Annotated in this window: 15 protein-coding genes; 7 read left to right on the top strand and 8 right to left on the bottom strand. The window is 35.9% G+C overall.

Annotated elements, in window-relative coordinates; all coding sequences use genetic code 11:
* Nucleotides 1-11 precede the first annotated feature (11 nt).
* The 3 genes from FLACOL7796_RS07090 to FLACOL7796_RS07100 all read right to left on the bottom strand — a co-directional run bounded on the left by FLACOL7796_RS07090 (nt 12) and on the right by FLACOL7796_RS07100 (nt 2072).
* On the bottom strand, nt 12-824 hold the full coding sequence (locus tag FLACOL7796_RS07090; protein WP_173970114.1) for an SDR family oxidoreductase: 813 nt from the start codon (nt 822-824) through the stop codon (nt 12-14).
* A 121-nt stretch (nt 825-945) separates the two neighbouring features.
* Nucleotides 946-1611, bottom strand: coding sequence for a bifunctional 4-hydroxy-2-oxoglutarate aldolase/2-dehydro-3-deoxy-phosphogluconate aldolase (locus tag FLACOL7796_RS07095; RefSeq protein WP_173970115.1), 666 nt, complete (start codon nt 1609-1611; stop codon nt 946-948).
* A gap of 11 nt (nt 1612-1622) precedes the next feature.
* Complete coding sequence (locus FLACOL7796_RS07100; protein ID WP_173970116.1) at nt 1623-2072, bottom strand: YhcH/YjgK/YiaL family protein; 450 nt, start codon at nt 2070-2072, stop codon at nt 1623-1625.
* Nucleotides 2073-2455: 383 nt separating this feature from the next.
* Here FLACOL7796_RS07100 and FLACOL7796_RS07105 point away from each other — a divergent pair, with 383 nt between their 5' ends.
* Nucleotides 2456-3466: a LacI family DNA-binding transcriptional regulator gene (locus tag FLACOL7796_RS07105; RefSeq protein ID WP_173970181.1), complete on the top strand. Its 1011-nt coding sequence runs from the start codon at nt 2456-2458 to the stop codon at nt 3464-3466.
* 244 nt (nt 3467-3710) lie between these two features.
* Here the strand turns inward: FLACOL7796_RS07105 and FLACOL7796_RS07110 are convergent, their stop codons facing one another.
* Nucleotides 3711-4880 carry a DUF4861 family protein gene (locus FLACOL7796_RS07110; protein WP_173970117.1) on the bottom strand — a complete coding sequence of 390 codons (1170 nt, stop codon included), beginning with the start codon at nt 4878-4880 and terminating at the stop codon, nt 3711-3713.
* Between the two features lie 276 nt (nt 4881-5156).
* Here FLACOL7796_RS07110 and FLACOL7796_RS07115 point away from each other — a divergent pair, with 276 nt between their 5' ends.
* Nucleotides 5157-5621 (top strand): NUDIX domain-containing protein, encoded by a 465-nt coding sequence (locus FLACOL7796_RS07115; RefSeq protein WP_173970118.1) that lies wholly within the window; start codon nt 5157-5159, stop codon nt 5619-5621.
* Nucleotides 5622-5700: 79 nt separating this feature from the next.
* On the top strand, nt 5701-6339 hold the full coding sequence (locus FLACOL7796_RS07120) for an HAD family hydrolase (protein ID WP_173970119.1): 639 nt from the start codon (nt 5701-5703) through the stop codon (nt 6337-6339).
* A 55-nt stretch (nt 6340-6394) separates the two neighbouring features.
* Here the strand turns inward: FLACOL7796_RS07120 and FLACOL7796_RS07125 are convergent, their stop codons facing one another.
* Entirely contained in the window at nt 6395-7159 is a 765-nt protein-coding gene (locus FLACOL7796_RS07125) for a hypothetical protein (protein ID WP_173970120.1), read from the bottom strand.
* 452 nt (nt 7160-7611) lie between these two features.
* Here FLACOL7796_RS07125 and FLACOL7796_RS07130 point away from each other — a divergent pair, with 452 nt between their 5' ends.
* The 4 genes from FLACOL7796_RS07130 (at nt 7612) to FLACOL7796_RS07145 (ending at nt 19718) form a co-directional block, all read left to right on the top strand.
* A complete protein-coding gene (locus FLACOL7796_RS07130; RefSeq protein ID WP_173970121.1) occupies nt 7612-10542 on the top strand; it encodes a triple tyrosine motif-containing protein in 2931 nt (976 codons plus the stop codon).
* A gap of 689 nt (nt 10543-11231) precedes the next feature.
* Nucleotides 11232-15125, top strand: a complete 3894-nt coding sequence (locus FLACOL7796_RS07135) for a family 16 glycosylhydrolase (RefSeq protein WP_232067312.1) — start codon at nt 11232-11234, stop codon at nt 15123-15125.
* Nucleotides 15126-15244: 119 nt separating this feature from the next.
* A complete protein-coding gene (locus tag FLACOL7796_RS07140) occupies nt 15245-17920 on the top strand; it encodes a beta-1,3-glucanase family protein (protein WP_173970123.1) in 2676 nt (891 codons plus the stop codon).
* Between the two features lie 172 nt (nt 17921-18092).
* A complete protein-coding gene (locus FLACOL7796_RS07145) occupies nt 18093-19718 on the top strand; it encodes a glycosyl hydrolase family 18 protein (RefSeq protein WP_173970124.1) in 1626 nt (541 codons plus the stop codon).
* A 97-nt stretch (nt 19719-19815) separates the two neighbouring features.
* Here FLACOL7796_RS07145 and FLACOL7796_RS07150 read toward each other — a convergent pair whose 3' ends face one another.
* The 3 genes from FLACOL7796_RS07150 to FLACOL7796_RS07160 all read right to left on the bottom strand — a co-directional run bounded on the left by FLACOL7796_RS07150 (nt 19816) and on the right by FLACOL7796_RS07160 (nt 21955).
* The gene (locus FLACOL7796_RS07150) at nt 19816-20874 is read right to left on the bottom strand and encodes an SDR family oxidoreductase (RefSeq protein WP_173970125.1); all 1059 of its coding nucleotides are present in this window, start codon (nt 20872-20874) and stop codon (nt 19816-19818) included.
* 88 nt (nt 20875-20962) lie between these two features.
* The gene (locus FLACOL7796_RS07155) at nt 20963-21553 is read right to left on the bottom strand and encodes a Crp/Fnr family transcriptional regulator (protein WP_173970126.1); all 591 of its coding nucleotides are present in this window, start codon (nt 21551-21553) and stop codon (nt 20963-20965) included.
* A 27-nt stretch (nt 21554-21580) separates the two neighbouring features.
* Nucleotides 21581-21955, bottom strand: coding sequence for a YdeI/OmpD-associated family protein (locus tag FLACOL7796_RS07160; protein WP_173970127.1), 375 nt, complete (start codon nt 21953-21955; stop codon nt 21581-21583).
* Between the last annotated feature and the right edge of the window lie 39 nt (nt 21956-21994).

Genomic DNA, 21994 nt, shown 5'->3' on the forward strand with positions numbered 1-21994 from the left:
TGGCATAAAAATTAAATACTTGTCGCAGCGAAACCTCCGTCTACTTTTAAGACCGTTCCCGTTACAAATTTTGACATGTCGCTGCACAAAAATAAAAGCGCACCATCAATATCTTCCGGAGTTCCAAATCTTCCCATTGGCGTATGTTCGATAATTTTTTCGCCTCGTGGAGTCAGTTTTCCTTCCGGAGTCAATAATAAAGCGCGGTTTTGTTCGCCAATAAAAAATCCCGGTGAAATTGCATTCACACGAATTCCTTCGCCATATTTTGAAGCCAGTTCAACCGACATCCATTGCGTGAAATTATCAATTGCCGCTTTTGAAGCCGAATACCCCACAACTCTCGTTAAAGGCCTTTGCGCCGATGCCGATGATATATTGATGATAATGCCTTGTTTTTGTTTCGCAAAAAGCTCCGAAAACACTTGCGATGGCAACATCGTACCAATAATATTAAGATCAACTACCTTTTGCAATTCGTCTACCTTCATATCAAAAATTGCCTGATCCGGGCTTATTGTGGCTCCGGGCATATTTCCGCCCGCAGCATTAATTAAAATATCAAGACGACCGTATTTTTCTACGATAATATCTCTCGTTTTCTCTAATTCTTCTTTGTTTAAAACATTGGCCTGAACCGCAAAAGCTTTTCCGCCATTGCTTTCTATTGCTTCTACCGTTTTATTGGCCTTTTCAATCGATTGAGAAACGATTCCCACGATAACACCTTGTTTAGCAAGAACATTTGCAAAGTTGCTTCCTAATACACCAGCGCCGCCAGTTATTAATGCAATTTTTCCTTTTAGGTTAAATATTGAATCCATTTTATGTTTTATAATTTGTTGTGTCTTTTTTTTGTCACTCCCGATAGCTATCGGGATAAAAGATTAACACAGATTATTTTAAAAAATCCTTTCTAATCTTTTAATCTGTGGCAAGAATAATTTATTGTTTTCTTATCGTATGAATGATTTCGAGTGCTTTTCTGGTTTCACTTTCGATTACCGGATAATCTTGTTCTTCCATACGCTTTTTACTGATGAGTTTACTTCCTAATCCAACCGCAGAAGCGCCGGCAGAAAACCAACTCTCAATACTGGCATGTGTAGTTTCGACTCCGCCCGTTGTCATGAAAACCAACGATGGAAAAACATCTTTTATGCTGCTTAAAAATTCTGTACCCAATATATTTCCCGGAAACAATTTCACGAGTTTTATTCCGGCATTTTCGGCTGCTATAATTTCTGTTGGCGTCATACAGCCCGGAGCATACAAAACTTCTTTTTCTTTTAAGAAATCGGCCACTTCAGGAACAAAACCCGGACTAATAAAAAAGTCTGCCTGAGCGTCGTTAAATGCTTTGGCGTGTTCCAGATTTTTAATCGTTCCAATACCCAATAACATTTCAGGTAATTCGGCATTTCGAACAGCCACCATTTTTTTAAAGTTCGATAACGCTTCAGGACCTCTGTTCGTATACTCAACCGCTCTGATTCCAGCCTTGTAAAGTGTTCTTAGAATCTCGATACTAATATTTTCGTCTGTGATAAAATACAGCGGAAGAATACCTTGTTCTGCAATAACATCAATTGTATTTTGAATTGTGCTCATCAGTTTTAAATTTAAACTCTAACTTTAATAACTATTTTTTTAAGCGTTCCTTCGCCAATCATCGCAGCGTGAACATCTGTAGGGAATAAAATCGCAAACTGTTTTTCCTGCAATTCAAAAAACATATCCGGTTGGTCGTGAAAAAAACGAACATCTCTTTCGTCGCTGTAATCCCCGTTTGGACTCACACATTTTTCTCTTGGTTTCCAGGCAAAAGTTTCCGGACCTTTTATCGAAATCTGAATATCGATGTTTTGATCGTGACATTCAAAACCTTTTATACTTTCTTCTTTTGTGGCACCTTCACCAACAATTACAATTACTTTTAGTCCTTCGGCAATTTCAAAAGCACCTTCTTCAAGCTGGCTGATATCGTTTTGATTTACATATTCAAAAGCTTCTTTAAATTTAGGATGAAGGCTGAAATATTTTGCAGCGTTTTGTAATGAATCTACAATCATTTTATTTGGTTTTTATGTTTTCTAATTTAATGTAAATAGGTGCGATTTAATATTTATGGTATAAAGTATTGATTTATATAAATTATGATATTGTACTGGTATATAGTCAGTAAACTTACATATGTCAGTATTTGATTTTATGTCAGTTCCTTTATTTTAAAATTGCCTTAAATCCTTTAAATTCTTAAATCGTTGTAAATAATTTGATTTAATATTATGTTTTTTCAAACACATGTGTATATTTGCGTGTACGCACACGGTTTTTTACAAATGTATATAAAAAGTTAAGTAAAACAACTTATATTTAATAAAAAAATAATAATTTCGAGTGATGTATAGCATCATTTAACTTAAAACTCATCAATATCATAACGATAAAAAAAATTGCAGAATTAGCCAACGTTTCCCCGGGAACTGTTGATAGAATTATCCATAATCGTGGGCAGGTTGCTCAGGAAAATGTCGATAAAGTAAATGCTATTATTGAACAATATGGCTACAAACGAAACATTCTGGCAAGTAATCTGGCGTTGAATAAAAAGTTTCATTTTGCAGTATTTTTACCTCAATATGAAAATCTCGAATACTGGAAAAGCCAAATTATCGGAATCGAAAAAGCAGCTATAGAGTTTAGTAAATTCGGAATTGTTTTGGATTATTTCTTTTATGATTTTAATGTAGTTTCGTTTAAAGAAGCTGTAAAAAAAGTCTTAGAATTTGATTGCGACGGACTATTGTTTGCGCCGATTTTTTATCAGGAATCCGTTCGATTTTTAGCAGAATATGAAAAGAAAGATATTCCGGTAGTCATGATTGATTCAAATATTTCTAATAATGATGAACATGCTTATGTTGGGCAAGATGCTTTTCAGAGTGGATATCTTGCCGGACGATTAATAAGTTTTGCCGTTAAGAACGAAAGACAAATCCTGATTTTTAAAATTACCAGAGAGATAGAAAGTACTTCAGTTTATTTGCAGCGCATCGATGGTTTTTATTCCTTCTTTAAAGATCATGAAGAACTAACTAACTTCAAATTTTCTGAAATCACGATTAAAGATTCCGGAATCGATCAACTAAACTTAGAAATGTTCGCCGGAATCAACAGCGTTTTTGTTCCCAATTCAAGAGCGTATATTGTCGCCCGTTTTTTGGAACAAAACAACATAAAAGGCGTAAGGATTATTGGTTACGATTTATTAAAAGAAAATATTGAATACTTAAACAAAGGCGTAATCGATTTTCTAATCAACCAAAGACCCGAAGAGCAGGGATATATGGGAATAAATCATTTGTATAAAAAATTAGTGTTGCAGGAAACGGTAGTCAACACACATTATATACCGTTGGAAATTATTTTAAAAGAGAATTATTTTCCGGCGAGGAAAGGGTAGAAGTTTGGCCCACTGGTTTGGCGGGTTTAAACTGGCTTTCACTGGTTTTTTATTATTCGCTATGTTGTCATCCTGATAAATTTTTCGCTAAAAACAAACCCGACAGGTTTTAAAACCTGTCGGGTTTATTCGTTTAGATTTGCACCTAATCTTGTCATCCTTGATGACAACATAGCGAATAATAAAAAATATAAAACCCGCGACAATCCGTTTAAACCTGTCAAATCCGTGGGCAAAAAAAACACTATTTCTTCACCTTCACCATCAAAGGATTATTAATCTTTTTAGCAAACGAACTCAAATACGTTTCCCATTGTTTTTGATTCTGAAACGGACTTCCTTTTTTCCATCCAAAACCAACATAATAAATGGCTTTATTGTTTTTTACTTCGATATTTCCGTAAAGATTGCTTAAGTCTTTATCTTCTGTAATATGATTGTCAAAGCTCGTTAAAGTATTTTTTGGAGCCACGATTCCGGTTCCAATTTCAGAATCGTCGATTGGTTCCCAATGGCTTAACCAGCCTTCTTTTATATTGGTTCCAATCGTTCCTTTTTTGTCATGAAGCGTTAATCCGGCCGCAATAGATTTTGTTCTGGTAATATTGATTTCAAAACGAGAAAGATAACTTCCGTAATCAAGACTTATCAATTTCGACTCTGTTATTTTGTTTCCTTTTGCATCCCAATCGGCGTAAGTTAGAATAAAACTTGTTCTGATAGGTCCGGTTGTAATGGTTTTCCAGGTAGTGAAATTCTTAGAAAAATAATATTTATCATCGACTTTCACGGCAATTCCGCCCACACCACGACTGTCTCCTACATGAAAATTATCCAAACCTTCGCCAGTATCTTTATGATACGTTCCCGTTCCGTTAGTGGCTTTTTCGTACCATTTATTGATAATCGGGTAATCGACTCTTTTTAGCCAGGCATCAATTCCGCTGGTTAAAGTTCCGCCAGCAATTTTATCTTCTACCATTTTTTGTGCTACAGGGCCGTAGGTTCTAAAAGCTACTTTGTTGTTTTCCCAGGCATAATCATCCGTACGTTCGGGAACAAATCTCGAATAGCAACTAATTGTTTTTGATGCAGTAGGATTTTCGGCAACCAAAACCTCAAAATCTTTAGATGAAGATGCATTTATTTTTGGCTGAAATAACAATACATCAACAGTTCCGTCGCCATCGTTGTCTACACCTTGGCTTTCTAAAAAAGTATTTGAGCCAACTTCTTTTACAGCATAATTTTCCAGTTTAACAGAAGTGGGTAATCCGAGAGATTTTTTAGTCAATTCGATCGTTTCAAATTCCCGATCTATAGGCAGAGAATTGCTTACAGTAATAATTTTGTTTTGAGAATGACCGGCAAAACTGCTAGCCAGAACCGCGAGAAATAAAAGAGGCTTTTTCAAAGTGGTTATTTTTTAATTTTTGTAAAGTGACATTTTTAAAGAATTATAAAATTACGAATAGATCATTGATTAAAAATACAGAATTGGGGTAAAAATGTACAGAACACGGTTTATGCGAATAATTTAGGAATTAATGTGATCTATTGGTTGGAGTTATTTTAAGCACATACTTTTTAACGAAAATAAAAACTATGTTTCTATGTGTTTAATAAAAAAAAAGCAAAGCAAAGTGACCGAATTAAAACACTATCTTTAACTATAAAATTCAAAATCCCTATGAAACAAAGCGCTGGCATATTACTCTATAAATTCGTCGATAAAACCATATTCTTTTTATTGGTTCATCCCGGTGGTCCATTCTGGAAGAATAAGGATTTAGAAAGCTGGTCGATTCCAAAAGGAGAATTTACAAGAGAAGAAGATCCGCTTGATGCTGCAAAACGCGAATTTGAGGAAGAAACAGGTTTTGAGGTAGAAGGTGATTTTATTGCATTAGAATCGGTAAAACTCAAATCCGGTAAAACTATTTTTGCTTGGGCTGTAGAATTTGATCTTGATGTTACGCTGGTAAAAAGTAACGATTTTGAAATGGAATGGCCTCCAAAATCCGGAAAACTACAATCCTTTCCTGAAGTTGATCGGGCAGAATGGTTTCAAACAGAACACGCTCTCAAAAAAATAAATCCTGCACAGGCTGATTTTATTGTTCAGATCATTTCAAAAATATCTTCTTCGCTCTAAAATTTACCTTGCTTTCGGGAATAATTTTGTAATTTACAATTTCGGTCAAGCCGAATAATTAAAAATGTAAATAAAGATTATGGAAGTTAAGTGTATTATTTTCGATTGTGATGGAGTTCTTGTAGATACTGAAAAAATTGGTAACGGAATCATGCTTGAAATGGCCGCTGAGTATGGTTTTAAAATGAAACTAGAAGAGGCGTATCGCGATTTTAACGGTCGTAAATTAAAAGAGTGTTTTCTGTATATCGAGAATGCTATAGGAAAAAAACTTCCCGATACTTTTGAAGCAGATTATCGCCAGAAAAGTTTTGAAGCTTTCAAAACACAAGTTAAGTCAATGGAAGGCGTTTTAGCTTTTATCGAAAGTTTAAAAATTCCTTATTGCGTGGCATCAAGTGGCCCTGTCGATAAAATTAGACTGAATCTTGAAGTGGCAGGTTTATTAGATAAATTCGAAAATAAAATATTCAGTTCCTACCAAATTAATAGCTGGAAACCAGATCCCGAAATTTTCCTGCACGCTGCAAAAGAAATGGGATTTGAAGTAAAAGATTGTATCGTAATCGAAGACAGTAAAGCCGGGGTAATTTCAGGTATAAAAGGCGGATTTAAAGTTTACGGTTTTGCCAATGGTTATAATAATGAAGATTTAGAGAAAGAAGGAGCGGAGCTTTTTTATTCTTATGAGGAACTAAGCAAGAAACTTCATCTCTGAGCTTAATACAGTAAGACTTCCTTAATAAGGAAGTCTTACTGTATTATGTAGTTTCTTAATAATTATATCGTACTGTAGAGAAAGGTTTACCATTTACAACATCTACCATTTTTGTTGTAGGATAACCTTTTGAGTTGTATTCGTATATATTATTTACTGTGCCTATAACGCCGTTTTTAGGAGTTGTAGTCGCTTTAATACTATTATTAACAGAAGGCATTAGATTTAATAATAAATTGTAACTTAATATATTTTTGAAATTATTATTTTTAGTATCGTATTCGTACGATGTTGTAATTTCTAATACATTATCTGAAAAATATTCCTCTTTAGAAATATTCCCATCTTTAAAATAAAATTTGCCTGAAACAGCATCTTTTTCCTGTTCAGCGCCATTTATAAAATTGACTTTATATACTTGATACGAAACAGTGCCGTCTTGATTATAAATATACTTTGTCAGGTTTTTATATTCAGGAATAGAAGAATTATAGCTAATATTTAAATAAGAATAAATCTTACCATTTACATATTTGTATTCCATGGCTGAAACAGGATTTCCGTTTGTATCTAAATTTGCAATCCTTGTAATTAGATTATCGCTATAAGTGTAAGTCGTTTTTTCTCCGTTTTGAAAAGTGATGCTTTTAATTTTGTTACCATCATAAGAGATTTTTTGAGCATTCGTTTTGCCATTATAATCAATTAGGATTTCTTTAACAAAAAGAGATTCTTCTGAATTTGATGATTGATTGTCATCGTTAGAACAAGAAGTAAACAATAGTAAAGTAGCACTCAGTAAACAAAGGATTTTTTTCATATCTGTTTTTTATGGAATGCAAATAAACAAATTTTAAGGTGATTATTTCAAAATCGTAAAGCACAAAATTATTGCTTTTTAGATTAAAAAGTTTGAATTTTCAGGTTTCAGATTTACGCCAGTAGAAAGCACATAAGCTTTGTTAAAGTTCTAAACTTTGACAAAGTTTTCGCATTTCTAAACACATCTAATTGTTACATTTTCTCATTATCTAATTCTTCATTTTTCCAATTACCACATTCTCTAATTTAAATGTAATTTGTTACATTAAAATAAAATTTTATATATTTGATTATAGAGATTCATTTTTTTTAGTGCTTTTAATTGTCAAATTATAATTTTAAAATCACTTCTTAAACCGTTTTTCTGCTCTTAAAAATGTCTTTTCCCAAAGGGGGATTTTTAAGATTGTAGTTCTTAAAAACTACGAACTAACCTACAGACAGAAACAAATGACAAAAATTACAATTAGAATTTTAGTTCTATCGATATCCCTTTTGTACCCAATTGTTAATGCCCAAATCAAGAAAATTGGAGTTCCTTTTATTACCAATTACAACCCTAAAACTTATAAAGCAGCATCTGAAAATTGGGATGTTCTGCAAGACTCTAAAGGCATGATGTTTTTTGCGAATCATTTTGGCATTATGCAATTTGATGGCGTGAGGTGGAATATTGTTACACAACCGGAAAACAAAAGCATGGTTCGTTCGCTGGCGATTGACAAGAACGATAAAATATATGTGGGTGCTCAGGGCGATTTTGGTTTTGCGGTTCAGTTACCAAATGGACAATATAAATACACTTCTCTGGTAAAATTAATTCCTGTTGCAGATAGAAATTTTGGTGATGTTTTACATACCGTTATTCGGAATGATGAAGTTGTTTTCCTATCGAATGAAGCAATTTTTATTTATAAGAATAATAAAATCAAGGTAGTACGATCGAAAGCTAATTTTGATGATTTTTTCGAAGTCAATAAAGAAATCTATGTTGCAGACAATGAGAGAGGATTATTAAAATTAGAGAATGATGTTTTAAAAGAAATCCCTAATAGCATTCAATTCGTTGGAATGAGGATCAGGAAAATCTTCGAAACTCCTGCAGGTTTAATAATTCTCACTCAAAAAAGCGGACTTTTTAGTTATAAAAACGGTCAGCTCAAACCTTATGTGACAAAAGTAGACGCTTTATTAAAACAAAGTCAGATTACGACAGGTATTGCACTTTCTGATGGATATTTCGGAATTGGGACACGTCAGGGCGGATTGATCGTGATTGATGGTGTTGGAAATTTAGTTCAGCATATCAATAAACAAATGGGATTGCAAAACGAATATGTTACCAATCTTAAATTGGATAATCAAGGTAATTTATGGGTAGCTTTAAAAAACGGAATCTCTATGATTCAGATTTCGTCGCCTTTATCGAAAATATTAGACGCATCAAATGCTGAAACCAAAATATATAGCAGTCAGATTTATCAAAATAAATTGTATATCGCAACAGATAATGGCGTTTTCTGGCTCGATTGGCAAGCTTACAAAAATGGTCAGCATGAAAATATTCACTTTCAGCACATCACCGGAATGTCTGAAAATGTCTGGAATCTGGGAATTTTTGGCAATTCACTTTTGGCTTTTGAAAAAAACGGAGTTTTCGAAATAAAAAATAATTCGGCTCAACTATTAGCCAAAACAGATGGCGCGTGGCAGGGAATTCTCGTTCCGAATCATCCCGATCTATTGCTTGTAGGCGGATATAATGGTTTGTATTTATTAAAGAAAATAAACAATTCGTGGGCGTATCAGCATAAAATAAAAGGATTTGAAGAGAGCAGCAGGGTAATGGAAACAGATAAGACAGGGAATATATGGATTGCACATGGTTACAAAGGAATCTTTAAAATTAAACTCAATACAACATTCGATGCGGTTGCAGATCTTCAGTTTTACAATCAAAAAAATGGTTTTCCGTCGAGTTTGTTTCTCAATACTTTCAAAGTAAATGATCAGATTCTTTTTGGTACCACAAAAGGCGTTTACAAACAAGATGCTCATTCGAAGAAAATGATTCCGGATAATATCTTTAAGAAATATCTGGGTTTAAATAGCCATATTCGTTTGCTTAAAGCAGATCATCAAAATGATATCTGGTACATTTCCGGAGAGAATACCGGAAAAATGACTCAGAAAACAAAAGGAACTTTTACGGTAGAAGAATTGCCTTTTAGAAAACTGAGGTATTTGTATATTCCGGGTTTCGAGAATATTCAAACAACTTTAGACGGAGATGTATTTTTTGGAACTCAAGAAGGATTAATTCATTATAATACAACCAAAAGCAAGAAATATCAATCGAAGTATAAGGCCGTTATCTCAGAGGTAAAATGTATTTTTCCTAAAGATAGTTTGTTGTTTTCGAGCAGATACGATGTGCTTCCCACGAAAACGGAATCAGCAAGCAATACATTTTCAGCGGTTTTGCCGTATTCTAATAACGCTTTGCATTTTTCGTTTGCGTCACTTTGCTACGATGAGGCCGATGCTACAAAATACGAATATTGGCTGGAAGGTTTTGAGCCCAAATGGTCTGAGTATACGCTTCAGACTGAAAAAGAATATACCAACTTACCCGAAAACGAATATATTTTTCACGTAAGGGCAAAAAATATTTATGATGTCGTTAGCGAAGAAGCGGTTTTTAAATTTGAAGTTTTACCGCCTTGGTACAGAACGACCTGGGCTTATATTTTGTATTTGGCATTGTTTGGTGTTTTGATTTATGCCATTATTAAATACCAAAAAAATCTTGCCGAACGCGATCGGGAACAATTGATATTGAATCAGGAAAAAGAATTGTTGCGCAATCGTGCCGAATTAAACGAACAAAAACTGGCTTTAGAACAAGAAAATATGGCGATTATGAAGGAAAATCTCGAAACAACGATTAACCTTAAAAATGCCAAAGTAGCTTCGAATACGGTGAACCTTATTCATTTAAACGAAATTTTACTTTCAATAAAAGAGCTCATTGGTCAGATTGATAAAAAGAATGATTTTGATACCAACTTTGGTTTACTCAAAAAAATTAACCGCATCATCGACCACGAATTACAAGCCGATCAACACTGGAACGAGTTCGAAGAGATTTTTAATCAGCTTCATGATAATTTCATGCAACGTCTTAAAAGCAGTTTCCCGGAACTCACTCCACGCGATATGCGATTGTGTGCTTATTTGCGAATGAATTTTAATACTAAAGAAATTGCACCACTTTTAGGGATTTCTGTAAGAGGAGTTGAAGATACGCGATACCGTATTCGTAAAAAAATGCAGCTTTCTTCGGAGGCAAATATTACGGAGTTTATTTTGAATTTTTAAGTTATTTTGAATTTTACTGCAGATTTTCTTCGCCTTCTCGCTATTGATAGGGTGGTAAATTGAGCAGATTTTTAAGGAGCTAATCCCGCACCCGAGCCTGAAAGAGCGAACTGGCGAAGCAATCCGTTTCAATCTTTTGTGCTGAACCCCAGCACAAAAGGATTTCCACTACTATCGGGGCTAGGACATTCGTTTTCATAAGAATATTTTGTACCTGACAGTATATAAAATAGCTCCAGAGGAGTGTAATATGTATAGATTATATATACGTTCCTCTGATTAAAGCTCCAGCGGAGCGATATATTAAAATCGATAAATATGTCATCCCGATAGGGCTATTTGAAACGTGAATATTTAAACTTCTATAAATATATCGTCCCGCTGGGACTTTTGTAACTCATTTTTTTATAATCAGTAAAGTCCTAGGTAGTTTTACGCTTTTTGAACGCTAATTATTACATTTTTTTACGAGTACCGTAGTCAAACCGTATTCAAAAATGTAAGGCTTGCCTGATTTATTTGTTAATATTGCCCTTGTATTATTAAAATAACAATCTATTTTTTACAAAGTAGGTGTTTATTGCGCTAATAATCTTTACTAACAAATAACCTAAAAACAAATGAAACAAAAAGACTCTTTTTTCGGCCGACCACCGAAAAGCAATTACAATGTATTAAAAAGGTGTATAATGCTATTCGTTCTGGCATTATCTCCACTCTTAAAAGTTCACTCACAATGCAACACTTTAATTTGGTCAGATGAGTTTAACGGTACAACCGTAGACGCGACCAAATGGCAAAGTATTTCCGGAAACGGTTGTCCGTCACTTTGTGGTTTCGGAAATGCCGAAGCGCAACGTTACGATCCCAATCAGGCAACAATTGTAAAAGAAGGAACGAACAGTTATTTGAATATTCAGGCAAAATACGAACCCAATGCAGCATTTCCTTCACAGCCGTATTCTTCTGCCAAACTTACTACAGAAGGTAAATATGCTTTAAAATACGGAAGAGTCGAAGCCCGTATGAAATTATCTAACGGAATGGGCGCGTGGCCTGCTTTCTGGATGTTGCCGGCAGGAACCTCAAACTGGCCTTTTACGGGCGAAATTGATATCATGGAAGCCAAACACAGAAACCCAAAATCTGTAGATGGTACGCTTCATTATGATGCGGGCGGTTATCATTATACGGGAAGAAGTTATAGTTCTCCAACTGATTTGTCTTCAGATTTTCACGTTTATGCGGTAGAATGGGGACCAAACATTATCAAATGGTTTATAGATGATACTTTATTTCATACTGCTACGCCCAATACAACTGTAAATGGCGGATGGCCTTTTAACGATCAACAGTTTTATATTATTTTAAATCTGGCCGTTGGTAGCGGCGGAACACCTTATACAAGTGTAAACGGGGCAGGTGTAGAACCAATTCCGGCTGACTTTCCGGCAAAACTTCAGGTAGATTACGTTCGCGTTTACAGCGGTAGTTTTACGTATGGCGTTTTGGGCGATGCAAAAGTGTATCATAACGAAACGGGTAAAACGTATTCGATCAATGCTATTCCGGGAGCGACTTATAACTGGACAGTTCCGGCAGGAGCATCTATTACTTCAGGACAAGGAACCAATACAATTACTGTAAATTGGGGAACTACAGGCGGAGACGTTTCTGTAGCGACTACAGTTTCAGGATGTGCGGGTAATACCTATAAACTGGCGGTAATTACCGAAGTGCCTTTACCGGTAGAAAGAATCTATGAAGATTTTCAATCGAATCGAAATGTTGTTTACGGACTTAAAACAGGAGTTTTGACAGAAGCTGTTGCAAATCCATCGGCGACAGGAATCAATACTTCGGCTTTGGTGGGGAAATATGTTCGTAACGCTTCTGAATTATACGATGTTTTAAATATCAAAAATGTAACAATCAGCAATGCGAACGATTATGTGTATGGCAGAAAAAAGCTTTCTTTTGATATTTATACTTCGGCGCCTGTTGGTACAAAAATTTCGATGCAACTCGAAAATAGTTTAGTCACCACAGCGACTAATTTTCCTTCAGGAAGACATAGTGGTTACAAAGCCACAACTACGGTTCAGAACAAATGGGAAACAATTGAATTTGAATTCGAAAAAGTAATCGATGCCAATACAAGCGCTTTATCGATCAATAATGTAGTATTCCTTTTTGAATCTAATTCGAATACGGGTACAACTTATTATTTTGATAATTTACTTACAAGAGCTGCGCCAGAAAAACCAATTATTGCTACAGATGTTCTTCAGAACTATGATGGTATCAATAAGATAATTAAAGGAACGACAACCGGAGTATATTCTGTTGTGGCAAATCCGGGAGCCAATGCGGTTAACTCGTCTGCGAATGTGGCGAAATATGTTCGAAATATTACAGAACAATATGATGTGCTTTTCTTTAATACTCAGGGCAATATTGAAGATGCAGGTTTATTAAAAAATCAGACCAATAAAATCATGATCGATGTTTATACGACGGCACCAATTGGTACGGTGGTAAGTCTGAATTTAGAGAATAGTGCAACGTCGCTTCCGGCCAATTTCCCAACAGGAAGAAACAGTAATTATGTAGCGATCACGACGAAACAGAATCAATGGGAAACGCTGACTTTTTATTACAATTCAAGTCCGGATCCGGGAACATCCAATCTGGCGGTAAACCAAATGGTGATATTGGCCAATTCAGGATCATTTACAAACGATACGTATTATTTTGATAATATCAGAATTGCTTCGACTAAACTGCCGGATACTTTCACGCCAGGAGTAGTTTACGAAGATTACCAAACGGTACATAATATCACGTTTAGAGATGCCATTGGAACCTATACGGCAAACACGCCAAATCCTAGTGCAAGCGGAATCAATACATCTACAAATGTTGGAAAATATGTGAGAAAAGCGACGGAGTTGTATGATAACTTTTCATTCAATACGACTTTGAATAATATTGGAGATTTTAAAGGCGGAACAAAGAAATTTGCTATGGATGTGTATACTTCTGCGCCAGTAGGATCTGTAATTTCGTGGCAGGCAGAAAGTAGTGCTTCTATTCCTTCAAATTATCCTGTAGGCAGACATAGTATTTATCAAGGTGTTGTAAAACAAACGAATACCTGGCATACTATTACTTTTACTTATGCGAGCGCTCCGGATGCATCTACATTAGATAGTGAGGTGAATCGTTTTGTGTTCTTGTTTGAACCGGGAACAAACTCAGGAAACACCTATTATTTTGATAATATCAGAGCGGTAAATTTAGTAGGCACAGAAAATCCTCCGGCAACTTTACCAGCGCCTTGGATTAGTTCAGATTTAGGAGCTGTAACTCCAGCGGGAGAAGCGACTCATGCCAGCGGAACTTTTACAATAAAAGGATCTGGAACTGATATTTGGGAATCAAGCGATCAATTTCAGTTTGTGAATCAATCAATTACTGGCGATGCTGAAATTATTGCCAAAGTAAATTCATTAACCAATACCAATACATATGCAAAAGCCGGAGTAATGTTCCGCGAAACGCTTACGCCAACTTCTAAACATGTTATGACTGATATTACTGCTGCTGCGGGAGTAGAATTTTTATCGAGAGATGCTGTTTCAGGAATTACAACGGCTCAGGTAGCTGCCGGAACGACTCCAAAATGGCTTCGTGTAACAAGAGCAGGAAATGTATTTACATCTTATACATCAGATAATGGTTCAACCTGGACACAATTGGGTACGCCAAAAACGATTGCTATGGCCAATACTATATATGTGGGAATGGCGGTAACTTCTCACGCAAACGGAACTTTGGCAACCGGAGTTTTCAGCGATGTTATTGTTCGCAATATTACGCCACCAACGAACAATGTCAATTTGGCTTTAGCCAAAACAACTTTAGCTTCTTCAGAAGAAAATGCCACTTATTCTTCGGTGAAAGCTACAGACGGAGACGCAGGAACAAGATGGGCGAGTAGTTTTGTCAATGCAAGCGAATGGATTTATGTTGATTTAGGAAGCAATTACAACATCAATCGTGTGGTTTTAAAATGGGAAGCCGCTTTTGCAACTCAATATAAAGTACAAATTTCGACTGATAATGTTTTCACAGAAAACGAAACGGTAAACACACAAACGGCAAGCGATGGCGGAACCGATGATTTGACTGTAAGCGGAACCGGAAGGTATATTAGAGTTTTATGTACGGCGAAAGCTTTGGCTCCATACGGTTATTCTTTATTCGAAATCGAAGCTTACGGATCTGCTTCTACAGCCAAAAAAGCTGCGGTTGCAACCGAAGAAGCTGATGCAACAGCGACTGCATTTGCGGTATATCCTAATCCGGTTAGCAGTTATGTTCAGTTGGCAATACCTGAAAAATTAGACAACAAAGTTGTAACGATTTATGATGACTCAGGAACATTGTTACTAGAGAAAAAACTAAATGCTGATGCAAAAGAAGATGTTATCGATGTAAGCAGACTTAGAAAAGGAATTTACATTCTGAACTTTAAATCAGATCAAAAAAGCTGGTCTAAAAAATTAATTAAGCAATAACTAAAATACAGTTGGGTGTAATGATCCTTAATAGTTACACCCAACTTCTTATACCTATGATTTTCTCATTCTTACTAATGAATTAAAAGCAAGTTTATTAACCCAAACAATTTTAAACAATGAGAAATTTTAGATTACAAAAAAACTTTTTTATGGCATTGCTGTTGGCTTTGCTAGGCAATTTTATGTATGGGCAGGGGCCTATACCGTTTACGATTAGTAATACCTCGACATTTAATGACAATGAATTGTACGTTGCCATTGTAGGTATAGATTACAATACAGGAAACCACGTTTGGGTAAATGCCAAAACGAGTCAGGTTTTGCCTATGAGTGCGTCTTATAATACGGTTACAGGACCTACAATTGGCGGGAATACCGGACCGGGACAAAATTCAAAATATGCCAATTGTTTTACCAAATTAAGCGAAATTCCAAACAAGACTTTTACGCTGCCTCAAATTGCGGGTTGCAGGGTTTTTATTGCGAAAGGACAACAATTGTATTTCTACTTTTTTGGTGCAAGTGGCGCTCCCTCAGGGTATACATCACCAAATCCGTTGAATGCTACAGACCCCAATCAGGGCATTTTATATGAAATTATCGAATTGACGAATAATCAATATGGTTTTTTTGGAAATCCTTCGAGAGTCGATTCGTATAAATACCCAATGGGATTAGAATTATTTGGTGCCAATGGATACCAGAAAAGAGTGGGTGAATTAAAAAAACACGCTGATATTGTGGCGGCTTTCAAAGCCAATGTTCCATCAGAGTTTCAGGGTTGTGTAAATGATGCAACGGGCGAAATTACTGCACCATCAAAAACTCCCGCTTTTGCAGACGGAACCGGAGGAACTTCTGTAGGCGCTCAGGCCAATTATCTAAAATCTTATATTGATGCCATTTGGAACAAATATAAAAATGAAGATTTAATATTTTACGCAGGCGATGCAGGTGTTTTTAAAGGAAGAGTAATAGGCGAACAACTTGAAGTTGTGGGGCAATCAGGAGGTTTTGTAGGTAGAACAGGAAGAGTTCAAAGCAGGCCTTCGACACAAGAAGCTCTTGAAGGAAAAGGAGTTCTGGACAGAAGATTGGTCGACGGAGATTTAGATCTTGTGGTTCAGGCGCAATTAACAGCTGCTATTAACCGTCATGTTGTAAATGTTACAACACCTAATCCGGGACAACAAAACTGGTACGATGCTTCGAAATTCTATCAGGTAAACCCAACGAATCATTACTCAAAATTCTGGCATTTACCGGGAATTAGTGTTGATAATCTGGCTTACGGATTTGCTTATGATGATGTGGCCGATCAGTCGCCATCACTTCATACTACACAACCTACTAAGGTAATTGCCACGTTTGGAGGATATGCAGGATCAACGCCATCGGTTCCGGCTACAACAGATGTAATTACGGTTTATAAAGATTGCAACTATACCGGATTTTCCGGCGGATTGACTATTGGAGATTATAATCTGGCGCGTTTGAATACTTTAGGAGTTTTAAACGATGATATTTCTTCTCTTAAAGTAGCTCAGGGTTTTCAGGCGATTTTATATCAGGATGATAATTTTACAGGAGCTTCAACCGTAATCAATTCTGATAATTCGTGTTTGAATACAACCTGGAATGATAAAGTCACTTCGATTAGAGTTCTGGCAAACGGAAACACAACTTTAGGCAATCAGACTTTTTATCTTCAAAACAGAAACAGTAATTTATACATGGATGTCTGGGGAGCAAGTTTGTCTAATGGTGCAGCGATAAATCAAGGCGCTTTAAACTCAGGAAACAACCAGAAATTTACCTTAACGCATTTGGGTGATGGTTTGTATAAAATCATAGCCAATCATAGCGGACAATCTCTGGATGTAAATAATTTTAATAAAGCCAATGGTGCACGCGTAGAGCAATATCCATACAATGCAACAACCAACCAGCAATTTGTATTGGTTTCGACAGGTGACGGATTTTATAAAATCGTAGCCAGACATAGCGGTAGAATTGTTGAAGTTGCAGGAGCAAGTACAGCGAGTGGTGCTGTGGCGCAACAATGGGACAACAACAATCAAACGTGCGGACAATGGAAATTGGTTCCGGCAACTACTTCTCAAACTTCTGTTTTAATTCAGGCCGAAGATTATTCTGCTATGAGCGGCATTCAGGTGGAAGCAACTACAGATACAGGCGGAGGTTCGAATGTAGGTTATACGGATACCGGAGATTGGTTGGCATACAATACCATTAATTTCCCTACTACAGGTTCGTATTTAATCGAATACAGAGTGGCGAGTGCTGTAGCCGGAGGTAAATTGTCATCGGATCTAAACGGAGGAACAATTGTTTTAGGCAGTGTGGATATCCCAAATACTGGAGGATGGCAAAACTGGCAAACGGTTTCTCAAACGGTAAACGTAAATGCAGGAACGTACAATTTTGGAATCTACATTCAGAATACCGGAATGAACATTAACTGGATAAAAATTACAAAAGTAGGAGCGGGTGCAACAGCTAAAACAGCTTCGGCTTCATTAGTTGAAGAAGATGTTGCTGCCGAGACTGTTTTAAACATATATCCAAGTCCGGTAGAAAACACACTTTACATTACAACAGATGTATCCGGAGGAAATGTGAGTATTGTAGATTCTCAAACGGGTACTGTATTTTCAGGACAAAAAGTAAATAATAACAGTTTAGATGTTTCGTATTTGAGACGAGGCATTTATTTGATAGTTTTTGAAAAAGACGGCATTAAAACGGTGAAACGTTTTATAAAAAAATAGTTTTAAAAGCAGATTGTAGATTTTAGATTGCAGGTTTTAGTAGTGACTTATCGTGACTTCTAAAATCGACTATTCGGAATTTGATTAATGCCATAATCATCAAAACCGAATTTTAATCTAAAATCTACATTCTAAAAATTAATTTTTTTTATTAACCTTTAAACAAAATCCTATGAAAAACAATTACAAAAAAATGCCACTAAAATGGATGCTCATTTTGGTACTGGGAATTTTTAATTTGTCAATGGCCCAGAAAAAAGTTATCGCTTATGTCCCAAACTGGGTAGACCTGAATGCATTTTCAAGTACAATTCAGTACAGTAAACTAACACACATTAACATCGCATTCGAAAATCCTGATGCCAACGGATATTTATCTTTTAATTCAGGTTCTAACGCCATTATCAATGCAGCACATGCTCAAAATGTAAAAGTTTTTGTTTCCCTTGGCGGAGGCTCGGTTTCTGAAGGAGGCGCTATTCGTGATAATTATTTCAATCTTATTACGAGTGGCAACAGAACGGCTTTTATTCAAAAAATTTATGACTATGTGGTCGCTCATAATTTTGATGGTGTCGATATGGATCTTGAAGGTCCGGCTATTAATAGCGACTACGGCGGATTTGTTATTGCACTTGCTGCTAAATTGCATGCAAATGGAAAACAAATTACAGCAGCACTTTCTGAAGGATATGGTGGTGCCAATGTGCCTTCGTCTACTTTTGCTGCTTTCGACTGGATCAATATTATGGCGTATGATGCAACAGGTCCCTGGCAACCGGGAAATCCCGGACAACATTCTCCGTACAGTATGGCAGTAAATCAGTTTAATTACTGGACCGGAAGAGGTTTACCGGCAAGCAAAGCTATTATTGGACTTCCGTTTTACGGATATGGTTTTGGGGCTAATGCCAACCAGGGAATTTCTTATGCTAATATCGTAGCGCAATATCCTGGAGCAGAAAATCAGGATCAGGTAGGGAACACGATTTATTACAACGGAATCCCAACGATCAAAGCAAAAACAACTTTCGCAATTCAAAATGCCGGAGGAGTTATGATTTGGGAGTTATCACAAGATGCTACAGGAGCTAAGTCTTTATTGACAGCCGTAAATCAGGTAATCACAGGAAGTCAGCCACCGACAGGCACGGGCACTTTAATTCAGGCCGAAAGTTATACTTCAATGAGCGGCGTTCAGACTGAACCTACTACGGATACTGGCGGAGGCTTAAATGTAGGTTATGCAGATACAGGTGACTGGATGGCATATTCTAATATCAATTTCCCAACTTCGGGTTCTTATGTAATCGAGTATCGTGTAGCAAGTGCTGTAAATGGTGCCAGAATATCTTCTGATTTAAATGCAGGAAGTATTCAGTTAGGCGCTGTAAATATTCCTAATACGGGAGGATGGCAAAATTGGCAAACGGTATCTCAAACCGTAAACGTAAATGCAGGAACGTACAACTTCGGAATTTATATTCAGAGTTCAGGCGTAAATATCAATTGGTTCCGTATCACAAAATCGGGTGCAGGTTTAGCGGCAAAAACAGCTTCTGCAACGGGTATCGAAAATTTGAGTATTTATCCAAATCCAAGCGAAGATTCAATTTCATTTACTACTGAAGTTTCCGGAGCAAAAGTTAGCATTATCAATTCTGAAGGCGGTGCAATTGTTTCAACACAAAAAGTAAACGATAACAGCATAGATGTGTCAGGTTTAAAATCTGGAATTTATTTTATTTCGGTAGAAAAAGACGGAATCAAAACGGTAAGACGTTTTATTAAAAAATAAATAGTTAGTTATATTTATTCTAAACCTTTGTCAAAGTTCAAAACTTTGACAAAGGTTTTACCCAATCAAAATCTGTCAGAAATGGCAGATTTTTTATTTAAGGGATAATTTTTTCCTGACGTAATTGATCAAATAGTGTAAAGAACATATCTTCGGTATCAATAAATTCATGAAAGCCAAAACGTCTGGCTTTACTTCCGTCTGCGAAGAAATCGTAATCCCATGAAAAAACAAAATCGCCAAATCCCCAGCTGGATAATTTTTCATAATTGTGTTTTTCTAAATTGTATTTTTTCTGAATATTTTCCCATAAACCTTTTTTATCAGCCATAATTGTTTGAAGTTGCATTTGAAGAGGGGGCGCAACAGGAATATTAAAATAAGCTGCAATTTTTGGCCATAGTTCCGTCCATCTAAATAAATCTCCGTTGGTAATATTAAAAGCCTGATTGGCACATTGCAAATTTGTAGCCGCCCAAACGGTAGCTTTGGCTAATAATCCGGCATCGGTCATTTCCATAAGTTTGTCATACGCTCCTGGTTTTCCGGGAAAACGAAGCGGAAGATTTAATTCTTTTGAAATTGAAGCATAAACCGCAATAACAAGTGCTAAATTCATTGGATTTTCCAGCGCTGTACCACCAACAACAGATGGACGTATAGCAGTCCAATTCCAGTTTTTTCCTTGTTGTTTTTTTTCTAAAAAATCTTGTTGGTCGATATTAAATTCAGGAGGCATATGACCGGCATCACTTTCTTTTGCAGGAGTTTTAAAAGGACCAAGATGCGCGCCATAAACTTTATAGCCCTGCATTAAGCTTATGTGTTGTAAATTCTTAGCTAATGGCTCAATTGTATTAACAACATTTTGAAGCATTGTCAGATTAGGTTCTACAAGTTCAGCCCATGAAGGACGATCTTGATAAGCCGCATAAAAAATATGAGTAATGTTATCCAGATGAGATAATTTCTTTTGAGAATCCTCAGCATCCAGTAAATCGACTGAAATATATTCAAGATTTGAAGCATTCTCACCACCTCTTCTTGAAAGACCAATAACAGACCAATTTCCTATAGATAAAAGATGATGGATAAGATTAGTTCCTATCACTCCATTTGCTCCAACTACAAGCGCAGTATTTTTATTCGTTGTCATTTTCTTTGTATTTAAAATTACATTACAAAGTTGTGACTGTTTGTACTCAATAAAAATGAAGTAGATTATGAAATAAGGTTGAAGTAGTTCAACTTTTCTTTTTTAATTTATTGTTTCTTATTTTCGAAAGAAATTCAGTACTCATGCCCAAATACGAAGCCAGAGCATATTGAGGCACGCGTTTTACAATCAAAGGAAAATTTTCTATAAAAGTATCGTAACGTTCTTCTGCGGTTGAGGTAAGATTCATAATAATTCTGCGCTGAAAAAATGCCGCAGTTCGCTCAGCCGTAATGCGAAAGAAAGTTTCGAATTTTGGATTAGCATTTTTTAGTTTCGTTTCCGTTTCGAAATCAATTTGCAAGAGAATAGCATCTTCTAATGCTACTACAAACATAGTCGCGGGTTGCTGATAAATATAACTATTGTAATCAGAAATCCACCAATCTTCAATCGCAAATGAAATTGTATGTTCTTGGCCCTGATCACTTACAACATAAGCTCTTAAAGCGCCTTCTACTACATAACTTCTATATTTAGCGACAAAATCTGGTTGAATAATAAATTGTCTTTTTTTTATTTTTGTAATTTTAAACTCAGAAAAAAACTGATGCATTTCTTCTTCAGAAAGTGATATTCGGTTTTGTATGTGGTTTATTAAAGACTGATATTCTTTCATTTTTGTGTTTGCGTTTATGATGACATTTTATATCGATTCCCATTTTCCGTTTTCTTTCGCAATGTCAATAAGTTGTTGGCCATGTTCTGTCATTAAACCCTGATCAATCATTCTTTGCGCACGATCGCGATTCGGCTGGCTCCATTTACTTTTCTTAGGATTTCTGGGCGTAAAGGTAAGATAGAAACTTTCGAAATCTCGTTTTTTGCACAAACTGTCAATCCATCCAAAACATAAAGCTTCCTCAGTTGCTTCGACCAGATTTACGCTTTCTGCTTTACTTTTTTTATGATATAAAATCAACCAAACCGATTTTTCTATCTGACTATTTTCCTGCAACCAATCACGCCATTCTTTTCTGGTTTTGGCATAAATGGCTTGTTTTCCATCTTTTGTTTCCATGATTAATCTGAATTGAAAGTTGATTATAAATTTAGTGAT

The sequence above is a fragment of the Flavobacterium bizetiae genome (genome assembly GCF_902804475.1).
Lineage (GTDB): Bacteria > Bacteroidota > Bacteroidia > Flavobacteriales > Flavobacteriaceae > Flavobacterium > Flavobacterium bizetiae.

Bases quoted from the DNA above. Each gene is read 5' to 3' on its own strand.
- FLACOL7796_RS07145 (WP_173970124.1), top strand. From the start codon at position 18,093: ATGAAAAACAATTACAAAAAAATGCCACTAAAATGGATGCTCATTTTG.
- FLACOL7796_RS07130 (WP_173970121.1), top strand. From the start codon at position 7,612: ATGACAAAAATTACAATTAGAATTTTAGTTCTATCGATATCCCTTTTG.
- FLACOL7796_RS07155 (WP_173970126.1), bottom strand. From the start codon at position 21,553: ATGAAAGAATATCAGTCTTTAATAAACCACATACAAAACCGAATATCA.
- FLACOL7796_RS07160 (WP_173970127.1), bottom strand. From the start codon at position 21,955: ATGGAAACAAAAGATGGAAAACAAGCCATTTATGCCAAAACCAGAAAA.
- FLACOL7796_RS07140 (WP_173970123.1), top strand. From the start codon at position 15,245: ATGAGAAATTTTAGATTACAAAAAAACTTTTTTATGGCATTGCTGTTG.
- FLACOL7796_RS07120 (WP_173970119.1), top strand. From the start codon at position 5,701: ATGGAAGTTAAGTGTATTATTTTCGATTGTGATGGAGTTCTTGTAGAT.
- FLACOL7796_RS07100 (WP_173970116.1), bottom strand. From the start codon at position 2,072: ATGATTGTAGATTCATTACAAAACGCTGCAAAATATTTCAGCCTTCAT.
- FLACOL7796_RS07090 (WP_173970114.1), bottom strand. From the start codon at position 824: ATGGATTCAATATTTAACCTAAAAGGAAAAATTGCATTAATAACTGGC.
- FLACOL7796_RS07150 (WP_173970125.1), bottom strand. From the start codon at position 20,874: ATGACAACGAATAAAAATACTGCGCTTGTAGTTGGAGCAAATGGAGTG.
- FLACOL7796_RS07135 (WP_232067312.1), top strand. From the start codon at position 11,232: ATGCTATTCGTTCTGGCATTATCTCCACTCTTAAAAGTTCACTCACAA.
- FLACOL7796_RS07115 (WP_173970118.1), top strand. From the start codon at position 5,157: ATGAAACAAAGCGCTGGCATATTACTCTATAAATTCGTCGATAAAACC.
- FLACOL7796_RS07125 (WP_173970120.1), bottom strand. From the start codon at position 7,159: ATGAAAAAAATCCTTTGTTTACTGAGTGCTACTTTACTATTGTTTACT.
- FLACOL7796_RS07095 (WP_173970115.1), bottom strand. From the start codon at position 1,611: ATGAGCACAATTCAAAATACAATTGATGTTATTGCAGAACAAGGTATT.